Below are 14,580 nucleotides of genomic sequence, written 5' to 3' on the forward strand. Positions count from 1 at the left end.
GCCACGGGCCACGGGCCACGGGCCACGGCCAGCCTCCGCAAGCCGCCATCACGCCACAGTCGGGGGGCTCGCAGGGCCACCAGCACGCCACAGCCCGTTTCGCGGCCACGGGCCATGGGCCATGGGCCACGGGCCACGGGCCACGGGCCACGGGCCACGGGCCAGCCTCTCAGGCCGCCATCACGCCATAAGCCGGCCTCGCGCCACAGCCAGCCGCAGGGGCAGCCTCGCGCCACGGGCCGCATCGGGCCACGGGCCGCATCGGGCCACGGGGCGCTCTGGGCCACGGGCCCTCGGGCCGCTGCCATCTTGGGACGCGCCGCGCGAGGCGTGGAATCGGGGCGGCGACGCCATTGGGTGGCCGGGCGCACACGGAAGGTGGAGCGGCCACTGACCGGTGGTCCGCTCGTGCGCGCGCCGCTGGCTCTCACGGGTGCCGTGAGGGCCGACCTGCGGCTAGCCGCCTCAGCGGACTTCCCCGACACGGGCCGCGGCCGGGTGGCTCAGGTCACGTCGTCCCAGGACGCCTTGACGGCGGGCTGCTGGGCGGGCGCCGGCGTCACCGCCGAGGCCGCGGCCGGGGTCACGGCCGACTTCGCGACCGAGGCGGCCGACTCGGCGTCCCGCTTGACCTGATCGGCCACGCCTCGCACGTCGTCGTAGATGCCCTGCAGCGGCTTGCGCAGCGCGGCCTCGTCCTCCTCGCTCAGCAGGTGCTTGCGCAGGAAGGTCTTCGGGTGCAGGTCCTCGAGCTGGATGTCGGTGCCCAGCTCCTTGCTCAGGTCGCCCGTCGCGTTACGGGCCATCTGGCGGACCTGGCGCAGCATCCTCATGCCATCGCTGATCGCCTTCGGCAGCCGGTCGGGACCGAAGATGAACAGCCCGACCAGGATGATCACGATGAACTCCCAGCCGCCAATGTTCTCCAAGCCCATGTGCCGGCCCCTCCCCTGCTCTCACGCGCAAGACTACGCACTCCCGGGGCGGTTCCGGGAGAGCCGTCAGGTCACTTCGCGTCGGCGACGAGCGTCACGGGGGCCTTGGCTCTCGACGTACCGCGGAGATATTGCATTTCCACCGTGTCTCCCGGCGCATATTTGCGCACGAGCGCCGTGAGATCCCACGACTCCTCGACCGGCTTGCCGTTCACGGCCATGACCACGTCGCCGGCCTTCAGGCCGGCGGCCTCGGCCGGGCCACCGGCCTGGACCGTGGACAGCCGGGCGCCGCCGAGCGGGTTCTGGTATGCGGTGTCGACCTGCACGCCCATGACCGTGCGGCGGGCCTTGCCGGTGTTGATGATGTCGGACGCGATGCGCCGGGCGTGGTTGATCGGGATGGCGAAGGCGAGGCCCACGTTGCCCGCGCTGGCCTGGTCCTCGGAGAGGGTCCCGATCACGGAGTTGATCCCGACCACGCGGCCACTGGCATCGAAGAGCGGGCCGCCCGAGTTGCCCTGGTTGACGGCGGCGTCGGTCTGAATGGCCGAGTAATACCGGGCGGTGCCGCCCTCGCTCGTGCGGATGGGGCGGTCGAGGTAGCTGACCACGCCATACGTCACCGTGCTGGTCAGCCCCAGCGGCGCGCCGACGGCGACCACCGGGTCGCCGACCTGCACCTGGTCGGAGTTGCCGAACTCGACGGGCGCGAGCTTGCCGTCCGGCAGGCCGTTGGTGTCGATCTTGAGCACCGCGATGTCGGACTCCGGGTCGCTGCCGACCACGCTCGCCGCGGCCGCGGTGGCATCGCTGAACCGGATCGTCGCCGGACCGCTGCTGCCCTCGACGACGTGGTTGTTCGTGATCACGTGGCCGTCGCCGGACACGACGAACCCGGAGCCGAGTGACATGCCGTTGCCGACCCGGATACTGATCGTGACGACGCTGGGGAGCACCTTCTTGACCAGCCCGGCGATCGACTCGGGGGCTCGGTTGTTCAGCGGCGCGTTGCCGAGCTGAGTGCCGCCGAGCATCGCACCGCCGCCGCCGACCGCGAAGACGTATCCGAGTGTGCCGCCGAGCGCACCGGCCAGCAGCGCCGTCACGATCGACACGACGAGTACGAGACCGATGCCGACCCGAGGCCCGGGCGAGGGCGGCGGCGGCTTCTCGAGCTCGGGAGCCTCCTCTGGCTGGGTCTTGACCACGACGATCGGCGCGTCGGGATCACGCCACGGATCGGCCAGCGCGTCGGACCACCAGCTGTTGGGCGCCGGCTGCGGCCCTGCCGCCTGAGGGGAGTTGGGTGCGGCCCAACCGGGGCGCGACCCCCAGCCACTCCCGCTGACCGGCGCGCCGGGGCCCGGCTGACGCCAGGCCGAACCGTCTGTCACGATCGGCTCCTCCGTCCGTTTCGCATCCAGCATTACACGCCCCGGCATCACGCATGCGGGGGCGAGGTCTCCTAGGCTTGCGGTCAATCGACTCACTCTGAGGGGTGTCCCATTACCGCTTCCGCTCGGACCGCTGATTTCATCGACGGGTACGTGTCCGAGGACCCGGTGCTCACGGCCGCTCGCGAGCAGGCGTTCGAGCTGGGCATCAACGCGGTGAGCCGGGGCTGCGGGGCGGCGCTGCGGGTGATCGCCGCGGTGAGCAACGCCAAGGCGGTGGTCGAGGTCGGCACCGGCACCGGGGTGAGCGGCGGGTGGCTGCTGCGCGGGATGCGCCGCGACGGGGTGCTCACCACTATCGACTTCGAGGCGGAGCACCAGCGCATCGCGCGCCGCGTATTCTCGGCCGCCGGAAACGCGCCCTCGCGCACCCGGATCATCACGGGCCGCGCGCTCGACGTGCTGCCGCGCCTGGCCGACCGGGCATACGACCTGATCTTCGTCGACCACGACCCATGCGAGTACGGACCGGTGGTGGAGGCCGCGGAGCGGCTCCTGCGGCCCGGCGGCACGCTGGCACTGGCGGACGCCCTGGCCGGCGGACGGGTCAGCGATCCCACGATGAGGGACGTGGAGACGGTACTTCTTCGTGAGGCGGTCAAATCGATCCGCGACAGCGACTCCTGGATCCCGACCCTCCTCCCCCTCGACGACGGTCTGCTACTCGCCGCTCGCGCACAGTAGCAACTCGGCAACCCCCGCCGAAAACTGTCGTACCCGCGTTCGAAGATTCCCCCATGACCGAACTCGGCATCATCACCAAGACCGTCCTGGCCGCCACGGCCCCCTTCGAGCTCGAGTGCTCCTTGCGCGCAATCGCCGGCTTCCAGCCCTGCATCCGCGACGTCGGACTGAGCGAGGGCACCGTCCGCCGGGCGTTCACCCACCCGACCGACCCGTCGTCCGCGGTCGTGACCCAGATCACCGAGCGCGACGACGGCGAGCCGGGCGTCGCGCTCACCGTGTTCAGCGCTGCGCCGCTCACCGGGCCGGAGCTGGACGCCGTCGGCGCGCGGGTGACCGCCTGGCTCGGCCTCGACGACGACCGCGCGGACTTCCTGCGCGTCGCCGAGAGCGACGAGCACGTCCGCCCGCTACTCGCTCTCGCCGCCGGCCTGCATCAGGTGCGGTTCTCGAGCCTGGCCGAGGGCGTCGTGTATTTCACGCTGGTGCAGAACTCGGCGCAGTGGCATGCGTCCCTTCGCAAGCGCCGGCTGACCGTCCAGCTGGGCACGACCGTCTCGGCGGCCGGCGAGGACTACACCGCTTTCCCCGACTTCTCTCTCCTGACCCAGCTGACGCCTACGCACCTGCTTCCCCACGTCGGCGCCGCCCACAAGGCGGTGCGCCTGGCCGAGGTGATCGGCGGCGTGGCCACGCTCGACGAGGAGCTGCTGCGCACCGGGCCGTATGACGAGGCGAGGGCGGCGCTGCTGTCGGTGCGGGGCATCGGGGCCTACACGGCGCACGCCCTGCTCCTGCGGGTGCTCGGCCGGCCCGACGCGGTGCCGCTGGAGATGGAGCAGTTCGTCAGCACCACCACCGCCGTCTATGGTGACCCGCCGCCGGCCCCGGCCGAGCTGCGCGAGCGGTATGGCCCGTGGATCGGCTGGTGGGCATATACCTGCCGCACCGCGCTGAACTGGCTGGAGCAGGAGAAGAAGGCCAGGGAGAAGGCCGGCCGGTCGCGGGGCCCGGCGGTCCGCCGGCCGCGGACGCCGGCGGGCAGCAATCGCCCGCGGGCCGCCGGCCGCGACCGCCAACCGGCGCTGTGGAGCCCGTCCGCTCCGGGTCGCGTGGCCGAAGGCGCGGTCCTCGCCGCCGACGGCGCCGCCCTCGATCCGGTTGGCGAGGGCTGAACCGGCGGGGCGGGCGCGCTCCGGTCCCGGGCCACAAGATGCCCTCCAGCGGCGTCTTGGAGCCCGGGACCTGCTCGGTGGTCGGCGTCGAGGACGTCCCGCAGGAGGGTGGCGTATATGCGGCGAACCGACGCAGACGGGGACACGCCGGCGGCGACGGCCGCGCCGCCGACCACGACGCTGGCCATCAGGAACGCCCTGCCGGTGAGGGCGTCCCTGGCACGCCGGTGCTCGACCCTCAAACGAGGTTCAAGCCGCGTAGAGCGGAGCTCAGGCCCCCTTGAAGACCGGCCGCTGCTTCCGCACGAACGCGGCGGTCGCGTTGTGGTGGTCGGCGGTGTGGCCGCAGGCCGTCTGGGCCTCGGCCTCGACGGCGAGGGCGTCGGCGAGCGAGCCGGAGCCGCCGGCGGCCAGCTCGCGCTTGATCTGGCCGTAGGCGACCGTCGGGCCGGCGGCGAGGCGGTCGGCGAGCTCGATCGAGGCCGGCAGCACGTCGTCGTCGGAGTCGGTGAGGCGGGTGAGCATGCCGAGGTCGAACGCGGTCTGCGCCGTCACGGGCTCGGCGAGCAGCAGCAACTCCACCGCCTTGGCGTGCCCGACGATGCGGGGCAGGGTCCAGGAGATGCCGGTGTCGCCGGCCAGGCCGACGTTCGCGAAAGCCATGAGGAACGCGGTCTTCGGGCCGCCGACGCGGAAGTCGGCGAGCAGGGCGAGCGACGCGCCGGCACCGGCCGCCATGCCGCGCACGGCCGCCACGACCGGCTTCGGCATACCGGCGAGCAGCGTGGCGACCGGGTTGTAGTGCTCGGTCACGGTCGACAGCGACGAACCGGTCCCGGCCTCGAGCGAGGCGACGTGCTCGCGCAGGTCCTGGCCGCCGCAGAAGGCGCGCCCCGCGCCGGCGAGCACCAGCGCACGCACGGAATCATCGTCCCGAAGCTCTTCCAGCGTGTCCCGCAGCGCCACCTTCAGCGCCACGTCCAGCGAGTTGAGGGCATCGGGCCGCTTGAGGGTGAGGATCGCGACGCCGGTATTGGTGCGTTCGACGAGTAGCTCCATCGGTACTCCTAGGCCTGTTTCATGACTGGGGTGGTAGCGAGGCGGAGTCCAGATTTCCTCTGGTGGTGGCCCGCGGGAGCCAGGCTACCGGTGTTGTGACCGGGCCTCCGTGGGACGCCGCCAGGCGGAATCTGGGCCCGCAGCCCCGCCTCAGCCATGAAACAGGCCCTCATCAGAGGGTCAGGCACGCGTCCACGAAACGGTCCGCGGCGGGGCGGAGCCGGACGGCGTGGTGGTCGAAGAACGCGGCGGCCGCGGTGCCGGCCCAGCGCTCGGGCAGCAACTCGGGCGGCAGCTGCGGGTCGCGGAACAGGAACGCGCGCCAGGCATGCACCAGCGTGAACCGCACCGCGTAGGCCTGCTCGTCGGGGGTGGCGGGGCCGACGCCGGCCACGAGCGGAGTGAGGCGCTCGACGAAATCGCCGTACGCCGCGGCGATCGCGTCGAGATCCCAGGCCCTCGCCACCATCTTGATCGCTCCTCCGGTACCGCCGGTATGCGCCGCCGTGAATCGGTCATAGCGGACACCGGCCTCCGTCAGGAGGGTGTCGACGCCCTCCCCCGGCCGCGGGGCGACCCACGTCGAACTGTCGATCGACCCGTACCCGAGGAATCCGAGGTTTGCCACGAGTCTCGCCCGCGCGCCTCGGTGCGCGGGCGGTTCGAACGTGATGAGATCGAACCGGCCCGTCCAGGCGCTCGTGGGGCCGCCCGGGCGCTGAGTGCGGTAAATGCGGGCGCCGGCGGCATCGAGGCGTCGTGCCGCCTTCGGGGTGATGCAGTAGCCCGGGCCGGTCGGCAACCGTAGAGGATGGAGCCACCCCTGCCGAACCATCCGCGACACCGCGGTACGGACGGCGGGGGCGGCGATGCCGAGGGGAGCGAGCAGGCGCACGAGAGCCGCGACCGCGGCCCGCCCACCGCGCGGGCGAAGATGGTCGCCATAGAGATCAAAGAGGGCGGACCGGGCCTGCATGGCCGCTTATTGTGACAGTTGACCGGCATTTTCCGCCACATATTGTCACAGGGTTTGCGTCCCAGTTTGGGTCTTGGGGCCATCATCAGGGAAAATCATCGTTTGGCGCGTTCGTCACGGAGTCGTCGGGTCCGGTCAGGCCCCGTGAGCAGGCGTGCCGGGCATGCGGGGACGGCTGTGCCACCTGATGTCTGGGACATCAGGAAGCGAAGGGAGACAACATGGCGGCCATGAAGCCGCGGACAGGCGACGGTCCGCTGGAGGTCACCAAGGAGGGCCGCGGCATCGTCATGCGCGTCCCGCTCGAGGGTGGTGGGCGGCTCGTCGTCGAAATGACCAAGGATGAGGCCAACGAGCTCAGTGAGGCACTGAAGACCGCCACAGGCTGAGTTCCTGCGTACGGCTCTGCTTTCGGTTTTGACTGGGTGGCCCTGGTGGTCGCTCCCATCGGTGTGCGCGCAATCCCTGGGCGAGAATCGCCCGGGTGAATGGAGGGTCCCCAGTGCTGGACATCAGGTTCGCCACAGCCCGCAGCGCCTCCGGTGCGGTGGCTGTCGTCGTGCCGTCCGGCTCCCCCGACGCCGCACTCGACCTGCTCAAGCTCGGTCCGGCCGACCTGGCGGAGTGTGCAGCGTTCCTGGAGGACGTCGAGCACTCGGGGTCGGCCGGCACCGTGCACACCCTGCCCCGGCCGGGGCGCAAGCCGTCGCGGCTGCTGTTCGCCGGCATCGGCGACGGCGGCGAGGCCGGCTGGCGGTCCGCGGGCGCCGCCCTGGCCCGCAAGGCGCGCACCGAGACCTCGCTGCGCGTCCTGGTGTCGCACGACACGGCCCCCGAGGCCATCCGCGGCCTGGCCGAGGGCCTGTGGCTGGCGTCGTACCGGTTCAGCCTCGCCGACACCGAGCCCGACCCGCTGCGGCGCGTGACGGTGGCGCTGCCCGCCACCGGCGAGACGATCGACGCGCTCGAGCAGGCCCGGGCGGTCGTCACCGCCACGGTGCTGGCCCGCGACCTGACCAACATGCCCAGCGACCGCAAGACGCCGGCCTGGTTCGCCCGGCAGGTGGTCAAGGCGGCCGCCGGGATCCCCGGTCTGACGGTCGAGGTGCGGGAGCCCTCGTACCTCGAGGCGCAGGGCTTCAACGCGATCCTGGCCGTCGGGCGGGGCGCGGCAACCGAGCGCGGCCCGCGCCTGGTCGAGCTGTCCTGGCGCCCGCGCGGCGCGAAGCGGCACGTGGTCCTGGTCGGCAAGGGCATCACGTTCGACACCGGCGGCATCTGCATCAAGCCGACGAGCAACATGAAGCTGATGCGCAAGGACATGGGCGGAGCGGCCGCGGTGATCGGCGCGACGCTGGCCGCCGCCGCGATGCGCCTGCCGGTGCGGGTGACCGCGCTGGCCCCGCTGGCCGAGAACGCGCTCGGCCCCGACGCCATGCGCCCCGGCGACGTCGTCACCCACTACGGCGGGCTCACCTCGGAGATCCTCAACACCGACGCCGAGGGCCGGCTGGTGCTCGGCGACGCGATGGCGTATGCGGTGCGCCGCCTGCGCCCCGACGTCATGATCGATCTCGCCACGCTCACCGGCGCGCAGGGCGTCGCTCTGGGCAAGCGCACGGCCGCGATGTACTGCGACAGCGACACCCTGGCGGGCACCCTCGCCACCGCGGCGGCCGCGTCGGGCGAGTCGGTGTGGCGCATGCCGCTGAGCGACGACTACGCCGAGGAGCTCGACGGCGACGTCGCCGACCTGGTCAACTCGACGGACATCGGCGCGGGGTCGCTGCTCGCGGCGCTCTACCTGCGCGAGTTCATCGGCCCGCTGCGGGATCGGTGGGCCCACCTCGACATGTCCTCGCCCGCCTGGTCGGACTCCAACGACGGCGAGCTGACGAAGGGCGCCACCGGCTGGGGCGTGCGCACCCTGACCCGCTGGCTGGAAACGTCCTGCTGAGACGCGAATGCGGTGACGGCCCGCCGGGGCCGCCACCGCACATGCGCGCGAGAAGCTAGAGGATGGTCCAGGTGTCGCCGCTGTTGAGCAGGGCGGCGAGCTCCCCCTCGGGGGTGTCCTTCGCCTTGGCCTTCGCGGTGGCGAGCTGGTCGCGGACGATGTCGTCGTAGGCCGCCCGGTCGACCGAGCGGAACACGCCGATCGGGGTGTTGCGCAGGTCGAGGCCCGGCAGCCTGGACAGGGCGAACGCGTACGCCGGCTCGGCGACCGTCTGGTCGTGCACGACGATCTCGTCGGCGCGCACCGACGCGGTCGGCACGACGGACAGGCCGAAGCCGCCGGGCGGGTGCGTGACCGCCCACTCGCCGTCCTTGCCGAACGTGATCGGCCGCCCGTGCTCCAGCCGGATCAGGAAGTCGTCGCGGGTGGCGGGCTCCTTGAGGGCGTCGAACGCACCGTCGTTGAAGATGTTGCAGTTCTGGTAGATCTCGATGAACGCGGAGCCGCGGTGCTCGGCGGCGGCGCGCAGGACCGACTGCAGATGCTTGCGGTCGGAGTCGATGGTGCGGGCGACGAAGCTCGCCTCCGCGCCCAGCGCCAGCGAGATCGGGTTGAACGGCGAGTCGGCGGACCCGGCCGGCGTCGACTTCGTGATCTTGCCGATCTCCGACGTCGGCGAGTACTGCCCCTTGGTCAGACCGTAGATCTTGTTGTTGAACAGCAGGATCTTGAGGTTGACGTTACGGCGCAACGCGTGGATCAGGTGGTTGCCGCCGATGGACAGTGCGTCACCGTCGCCCGTGACGACCCAGACCGACAGGTCAGGGCGGGACACCGACAAGCCCGACGCGATCGCCGGCGCGCGGCCGTGGATCGAGTGCATGCCGTAGGTGTTCATGTAATACGGGAACCGCGAGGAGCAGCCGATGCCGGAGACGAAGACGATCCGCTCGCGCGGGATATTGAGCTCGGGCATGAACGACTGGACCGCGGCCAGGATCGCGTAGTCCCCGCAGCCGGGGCACCAGCGCACCTCCTGGTCGGACTTGAAGTCCTTGGTCGTCAGCTTCAACTGCTCAGGCATTCTTGACCACTTCCTCGAGCACGCCCTCCAGCTCGGCCGCGGTGAACGGCAGACCCCGGACCTGGTTGTAGGCGATAGCGTCGACCAGGTAGCGGGACCGGATGACCCCGGCGAGCTGGCCGAGGTTCATCTCCGGGATGACGACCTTGTCGTAGTTCTTGAGCACGTCGCCCAGGTTCTTCGGCATGGGCGAGAGGTGGCGCAGGTGCGCCTGGGCGATCGGCAGGCCGCGCTGGCGCAGGGCGCGGGCGGCGGCGCCGATCGGGCCATAGGTCGAGCCCCAGCCGAGCACCAGGACGCGCGCGGTGCCTTCAGGGTCCTCGACCTCCACGTCGGGGACGTCGATGCCCTCGATGCGCGCGGCCCGGGTCCGCACCATGAAGTCGTGGTTGGCCGGGTCGTAGGAGATATCACCCGTACGGTCGGCCTTCTCCAGGCCGCCGATGCGGTGCTCCAGGCCGGGAGTGCCCGGGACGGCCCAGGGCCGGGCCAGGGTCTGCGGGTCGCGCAGATACGGCAGGAACGTCTTCCCGTCCTCGCCGTTGGGCTCGGTGGCGAACTGCACCCGCAGGTCTGGCAGGTCAGCGACCTCCGGCAGGCGCCAGGGCTCGGACCCGTTGGCGATATACCCGTCCGAGAGCAGGATCACCGGTGTGCGGTAGGTCAGCGCGATGCGCGCCGCCTCCAGGGCGGTGGTGAAGCAGTCCGCGGGCGACCGGGGCGCGAGCACCGCGACCGGGGCCTCGCCGTGCCGGCCGAACAGCGCCATGTTGAGGTCGGCCTGCTCGGTCTTGGTCGGCAGGCCGGTGGACGGGCCGGCCCGCTGCACGTCGATGATCAACAGCGGCAGCTCCAGGGCGACCGCCAGCGAGATCGTCTCGCCCTTGAGCGCGACACCGGGGCCGGACGTGGTGGTCACGCCGAGCGCACCGCCGTAGGAGGCGCCCAGGGCCACGCCGATCGCGGCGATCTCGTCCTCGGCCTGCACCGTCGTCACGCCGAACTTCTTGTGCTTGCTCAGCTCGTGCAGGATGTCGGAGGCCGGGGTGATCGGATACGCGCCGAGGAAGACGGGCAGCTCGGAGCGCACGCCGGCGGCGACGATGCCCAGCGCGAGCGCCGCGTTTCCGGTGATGTTGCGGTAGTTGCCGGCGACCATGCGGGCGGGCTTGACCTCGTAACGCACGGCGAAGGTCTCGGTCGTCTCGCCGAAGTTCCAGCCGGCCTTGAACGCGGCGATGTTCGCGGCGACGAGCTCCGGGCGGGAGGCGAACTTGCGCTCGAGGAAGGAGATCGTGGACTCGTACGGGCGGGAGTACATCCACGACAGCAGACCGAGCGCGAACATGTTCTTGGCGCGCTCGGCGTCCTTCTTGGAGATCTCGAACGAGTCGAGCGCCTTGACCGTCATCGAGGTCAGGCCGACCGGCGCGACGTGCCAGCCCTCCAGCGAGCCGTCGTCGAGGGGGTTGGACGAATACCCCACCTTGGCCAGGTTGCGGCTCGTGAACTCGTCGGTGTTGACGATGATCGAGGCACCCTTGGGCAGGTCGGCGAGGTTGGCCTTCAGCGCGGCGGGGTTCATGGCGACGAGCACGTTGGGGGCGTCACCGGGCGTGAGGATGTCGAAGTCGGCGAAGTGCACCTGGAAGCTCGACACGCCCGGGAGGGTGCCGGCGGGAGCGCGGATCTCGGCGGGGAAGTTCGGTAGCGTGGATATGTCGTTCCCGAGCTGAGCGGTCTCGGAAGTGAAGCGGTCACCGGTGAGCTGCATACCGTCGCCGGAATCGCCAGCGAACCTGATGACCACTCGATCCAGCTGGCGGACCTGCTTGGTCACGTGAGCTGACCTCCTAAAGCGGCGATCGTGTTGTCCTACACCCTGAGGGTACGTCGACATGAACGTTGTGCCTGCGGCGCATATCCCTTCGACGGCACCGAAGCTGCGACTTTCGTCATTGCGCCGTGCGCACCGTTGTGCGCGGGTCGCAAATCCGACAGATCCCGGCGCCACCCGTCACCGGGCGCTACCGCTCCTCGTCGCCCGCCGACGGCTTCGACCCGGAAGACCGGCTATCCGGACGGACTCGCGTTTCGGCATGCCGGAGGTCGTGATGATGCGTGTACGGTGCGTACGATGAGCGGATACCTGGGTGGATATGCGACCCTCGGGCTCCTCCTCCTGGCCGGAGCCGTGGTCTTCATCGCCGCGTTCACGGGCAACCGGCTGCTCGGACCGCGTCGTCCGGCCGACCGGACGACGGCCGACGACCCGAAGTACGACACGTACGAATGCGGACTGGACCCGGTCGGCGGCGACTGGGCACAGGCCCAGATCCGCTACTACGTGTACGCCTACCTCTACACACTGTTCGCCGTCGAGAGCGTGTTCCTGTTCCCCTGGGCGGTCGTGTACCGCGCGCCCGGCTACGGAGCGGCGGTGATCGTCGAGATGGCGATCTTCGTGGCCGTATTGTTCCTCGGAATCCTCTACGCGTGGCGGAAGAACATTCTGCGCTGGACCTGAAAAATGTTCTGGGCGGATAAATCCAGCCATTTCCCGCGGCCGGATTTATCCCGATATTCCGCATATGTATGGTTCAAAACCATTCTGTCTACGTCCGAAATCCGCGGACCAGGCCCATTGCGGTTATGAAAAGGTTATAAAAACAGGCCTAGGCGAGGCCACGGCGGGACACGGCCGGCTGCCGCTCGCCCCGGATCGCGGCGACGGTGTCGAGAACGCGGCGGGTGGCGCGCACCTGGTGGGCGCGGAACACCCGGGCCCCCAGCCATGCCGAGACCGCCGTCGCCGCAAGCGTGCCCTCCAGCCGCTCCCCCACCGGCAGGTCCAGCGTCTCGCCGATGAAGTCCTTGTTCGACAGCGCGACCAGCACCGGCCAGCCCGTCTCGACCAGCTCGCCGAGGCGGTTGGTGATGGCCAGGGAGTGGCGGGTGTTCTTGCCGAAGTCGTGCGCTGGGTCGATGAGGATGCCGTCGCGGCGCACGCCGAGTGCGAGGGCGCGCTCGGCCAGAGCGGTGACCGTGCGTACGACATCGGTCACCGGATCCTGGAACGCCACCCGGTGCGGCCGGGTGCGGGGCGTGAGGCCCCCGGCGTGCGAGCAGACCAGGCCGGCCCCCGTCTCTGCGGCGACCTCGGCCAGGCCGGGATCGGCGCCCGCCCACGTGTCGTTGATGAGATCGGCGCCGGCCGCGACGACCTCCCGGGCCACCTCGGCCCGCCAGGTGTCGATCGAGATCACGATCTCGGGAAACATCGTCCGGATCTTCTCGATCGTGGGCAGCGTGCGACGCAGCTCCTCGGCCGCGTCGACCGTCTCGCCGGGACCGGCCTTGACGCCGCCGATATCGACGATGTCGGCGCCCTCCGCCACCGCGCTCTCGACGGCCCGCAGCGCGGCATCCTCGGCGAAAGTCGCACCTCGGTCGAAGAAGGAATCCGGGGTCCGGTTGATGATCGCCATCACCGCGTACTCGCCGTCGGCGAAGTGCCGGGCACCCAGACGGAACATTGCATGACCTCCGCGTTTCTTTCAGAAGGGTGTGCCGGGCTCGCCCAGGCGTACTCAGCGTGCCACGATTCCCCCTATGGCTGAGTTCCTCCTGGTGTTGATCGCCGCTGTGGTCGTCGGGGCCATCGGGTTCGGCGTGTCGCTGTTGATCACCGGTGACGACCCGGGGATCGAAGGACATGAGCCCGACGGACGCTCCGTGCCGCTGCCGTCGTCGCGGCCTCTGGTCGAGGGCGACGTGAACCAGTTGCGGTTCGACACGGTCGTCCGGGGCTACCGAATGAACCAGGTCGACGCCGCGCTGCGGCGCGCCGGCTACGACATCGGCTACAAGGAGGAGCTGATCCAGATCCTCGAGGCCGAGATCAAGGCCCTCCGCGAGGGGCGGCAGGCGGACGCGGACGCGCTGCGCGACGCGCGCCAGGCCAGCGCGGCCGGGACGTCGACGACCACCGCCACCGGCACGACACCGAGCGCGCCGGCCGAGCCCGCCGCGGAGACGTCGGACGCCGACCCGGACGAGAAGCCGTCCTCGGACGACAGCTGGGACGCCTCCGCCAACGACTCTTGGGGCCGCCCGTCTCCGGTAGTGAAGTGACCGATTTCACCGAGGCGGCACGGCCCGGCCCGGGCGAGGTCACGGCAACGATGATCGTTGCCGCACCGGCCGCACGGGTGTTCGCGGCGCTCACCGACTGGGAGCGGCAGGGCGAGTGGATCCCGTTCACGAAGGTCCGGGTGCTCGAGGGCGACGGCGGCGAGGGCAGCCGGATCGAGGCGGTGACCCAGGTTGGCCCGGCGATGTTGCGCGACCTCATGCGGGTGGTGAAGGTCGACCCGCCCTTCGAGGTACGGGTCGTGCACTACGGCAAGCTCCTGCGGGGCCCGGGCGTGATGCGCTGCACCCAGCTGGGCACCGACCGCACCCAGGTCGTGTGGCACGAATGGTTCCACCTGCCGGCCGGCCCCGCGGGGCGGATCGCGTGGCCGCTGCTCTGGCCGGGCTCGAAGGCCGGCCTGACCGGGGCGCTGCGGCGGTTCGCCCGGATGGTCGAGTCGGGGCGGCTGGCGTAGCGATTTTGTCGTACCCCCGGAGTAGGTTCCGAGGCATGGTCGACGTGGTGGTGGGAGAAGACGGGCTGGCCCGGTGCGGGTGGGGCGCGTCGACACCCGATTACCTGGATTATCACGACAATGAGTGGGGCCGGCCGGTCCGCGACGACAACGGGCTGTATGAGCGCATGACGCTGGAGGCGTTCCAGTCCGGGCTGTCGTGGATCACGATCCTGCGCAAGCGTCCGTCCTTCCGCGCCGCGTTCGCCGGGTTCGAGATCGAGAAGGTGGCGGCCTTCGGGGAGGCCGACATCGAGCGGCTGCTCGGGGATGCCGGGATTGTCCGCAATCGGGCGAAGATCGAGGCGGCGATCGCGAATGCTCGGGCTGCGGCGGAGTTACCGGGCGGGATCGCGGCGCTGCTGTGGTCGTTCGCGCCGGACGGGCGGCCCCGGCCGGCGGACTCCTCGGCGGTGCCGGCGGTGACGGTGGAGTCGAAGGCGATGGCGAAGGACCTGAAGCGGCGCGGGTTTCGGTTCGTGGGGCCGACAACGGCTTATGCGTTGATGCAGGCGACCGGGATGGTCAATGACCATGTTGTGGCGTGCTTCGTGGACCTCTGAGGGGCAGGGGCGGGCGGGTCGCCGCCGTGCTCCGTCGACGA

At 70.8% G+C, this 14,580-nt stretch carries 15 protein-coding genes; 8 read left to right on the forward strand and 7 right to left on the reverse strand.

Translation table 11 applies throughout. The annotated features are described in order from the left end of the window. Positions 1-503: 503 nt before the first annotated feature. Complete coding sequence (locus ABT297_RS03325; protein WP_350544131.1) at positions 504-935, reverse strand: Sec-independent protein translocase subunit TatB; 432 nt, start codon at positions 933-935, stop codon at positions 504-506. A 71-nt stretch (positions 936-1,006) separates the two neighbouring features. Continuing rightward, positions 1,007-2,332: a S1C family serine protease gene (locus ABT297_RS03330; RefSeq protein WP_350544133.1), complete on the reverse strand. Its 1,326-nt coding sequence runs from the start codon at positions 2,330-2,332 to the stop codon at positions 1,007-1,009. 153 nt (positions 2,333-2,485) lie between these two features. Between ABT297_RS03330 and ABT297_RS03335 the strand changes: the two genes are divergently transcribed. Both ABT297_RS03335 and ABT297_RS03340 read left to right on the forward strand, forming a co-directional pair. Next, positions 2,486-3,076: an O-methyltransferase gene (locus ABT297_RS03335; protein ID WP_350544135.1), complete on the forward strand. Its 591-nt coding sequence runs from the start codon at positions 2,486-2,488 to the stop codon at positions 3,074-3,076. A gap of 53 nt (positions 3,077-3,129) precedes the next feature. Continuing rightward, positions 3,130-4,251, forward strand: coding sequence for a DNA glycosylase family protein (locus ABT297_RS03340; protein WP_350544137.1), 1,122 nt, complete (start codon positions 3,130-3,132; stop codon positions 4,249-4,251). 270 nt (positions 4,252-4,521) lie between these two features. On the opposite strand, the gene ABT297_RS03345 is transcribed toward ABT297_RS03340, so the two are convergent. Then, positions 4,522-5,310, reverse strand: coding sequence for an enoyl-CoA hydratase-related protein (locus tag ABT297_RS03345; RefSeq protein ID WP_350544139.1), 789 nt, complete (start codon positions 5,308-5,310; stop codon positions 4,522-4,524). A gap of 172 nt (positions 5,311-5,482) precedes the next feature. Continuing rightward, complete coding sequence (locus ABT297_RS03350; protein WP_350544141.1) at positions 5,483-6,286, reverse strand: PaaX family transcriptional regulator; 804 nt, start codon at positions 6,284-6,286, stop codon at positions 5,483-5,485. Between the two features lie 221 nt (positions 6,287-6,507). Here ABT297_RS03350 and ABT297_RS03355 point away from each other — a divergent pair, with 221 nt between their 5' ends. Continuing rightward, positions 6,508-6,675 (forward strand): DUF3117 domain-containing protein, encoded by a 168-nt coding sequence (locus ABT297_RS03355; protein WP_081971220.1) that lies wholly within the window; start codon positions 6,508-6,510, stop codon positions 6,673-6,675. Between the two features lie 113 nt (positions 6,676-6,788). After that, a complete protein-coding gene (locus tag ABT297_RS03360) occupies positions 6,789-8,243 on the forward strand; it encodes a leucyl aminopeptidase family protein (RefSeq protein ID WP_350544144.1) in 1,455 nt (484 codons plus the stop codon). Positions 8,244-8,298: 55 nt separating this feature from the next. Here the strand turns inward: ABT297_RS03360 and ABT297_RS03365 are convergent, their stop codons facing one another. Together ABT297_RS03365 and ABT297_RS03370 are read right to left on the reverse strand one after the other, a co-directional pair. Then, a complete protein-coding gene (locus ABT297_RS03365; protein ID WP_350544146.1) occupies positions 8,299-9,327 on the reverse strand; it encodes a 2-oxoacid:ferredoxin oxidoreductase subunit beta in 1,029 nt (342 codons plus the stop codon). Further along, positions 9,320-11,167, reverse strand: a complete 1,848-nt coding sequence (locus ABT297_RS03370) for a 2-oxoacid:acceptor oxidoreductase subunit alpha (protein WP_350544148.1) — start codon at positions 11,165-11,167, stop codon at positions 9,320-9,322. The genes ABT297_RS03365 and ABT297_RS03370 overlap by 8 nt, the downstream gene beginning before the upstream one ends. 297 nt (positions 11,168-11,464) lie before the next feature. On the opposite strand from ABT297_RS03370, the gene ABT297_RS03375 reads away from it, so the two are divergent. Then, the gene (locus ABT297_RS03375; RefSeq protein WP_350544150.1) at positions 11,465-11,854 is read left to right on the forward strand and encodes an NADH-quinone oxidoreductase subunit A; all 390 of its coding nucleotides are present in this window, start codon (positions 11,465-11,467) and stop codon (positions 11,852-11,854) included. A 148-nt stretch (positions 11,855-12,002) separates the two neighbouring features. On the opposite strand, the gene folP is transcribed toward ABT297_RS03375, so the two are convergent. Continuing rightward, positions 12,003-12,863, reverse strand: a complete 861-nt coding sequence (gene folP / locus ABT297_RS03380) for a dihydropteroate synthase (RefSeq protein ID WP_350544152.1) — start codon at positions 12,861-12,863, stop codon at positions 12,003-12,005. Positions 12,864-12,939: 76 nt separating this feature from the next. On the opposite strand from folP, the gene ABT297_RS03385 reads away from it, so the two are divergent. Genes ABT297_RS03385 through ABT297_RS03395 form a run of 3 tightly spaced genes read left to right on the forward strand, consistent with a single transcriptional unit; the run spans position 12,940 to position 14,539 of the window. Further along, positions 12,940-13,461, forward strand: coding sequence for a DivIVA domain-containing protein (locus ABT297_RS03385; protein WP_350544154.1), 522 nt, complete (start codon positions 12,940-12,942; stop codon positions 13,459-13,461). Next, on the forward strand, positions 13,458-13,937 hold the full coding sequence (locus ABT297_RS03390; RefSeq protein WP_350544156.1) for an SRPBCC family protein: 480 nt from the start codon (positions 13,458-13,460) through the stop codon (positions 13,935-13,937). Before ABT297_RS03385 ends, ABT297_RS03390 begins: the two co-directional genes overlap by 4 nt. Before the next feature lie 35 nt (positions 13,938-13,972). Then, positions 13,973-14,539: a DNA-3-methyladenine glycosylase I gene (locus tag ABT297_RS03395; RefSeq protein WP_350544158.1), complete on the forward strand. Its 567-nt coding sequence runs from the start codon at positions 13,973-13,975 to the stop codon at positions 14,537-14,539. The last annotated feature ends 41 nt before the right edge of the window (positions 14,540-14,580 follow it).

This window comes from Dactylosporangium sp. NPDC000555 (assembly GCF_040300025.1).
In the GTDB taxonomy this organism is placed as follows: Bacteria; Actinomycetota; Actinomycetes; order Mycobacteriales; family Micromonosporaceae; genus Dactylosporangium.